This is a genomic window from Geitlerinema sp. PCC 9228, from assembly GCF_001870905.1.
In the GTDB taxonomy this organism is placed as follows: domain Bacteria; phylum Cyanobacteriota; class Cyanobacteriia; order Cyanobacteriales; family PCC-9228; genus PCC-9228.
Genome location: NZ_LNDC01000208.1, coordinates 288 through 533, shown reverse-complemented (window position 1 = coordinate 533; position 246 = coordinate 288). Strand labels below are relative to the sequence as shown.

General features: G+C 55.3%; 1 pseudogene. It reads left to right on the top strand.

What is annotated here, in order from left to right:
* A pseudogene (locus tag AS151_RS22960) lies at positions 1-246 on the top strand (tetratricopeptide repeat protein); the annotation flags it as partial.

Below are 246 nucleotides of genomic sequence, written 5' to 3'. Positions count from 1 at the left end.
ACGCCTATTGGGCGAGCAACACCCTGATGTCGCCAGCAGCCTCAACAATCTGGCAGGTTTGTACCGAAGCCAAGGTCGCTACGACGAAGCGGAACCCCTCTACCAAGAAGCTCTGGAGATGTACAAACGCCTACTGGGCGAGCAACACCCTGATGTCGCTAACAGCCTCAACAATCTGGCAGGTTTGTACCAAAGTCAAGGTCGCTACGAGGAAGCAGAACCCCTCTACCGCCAAGCTCTGGAGAT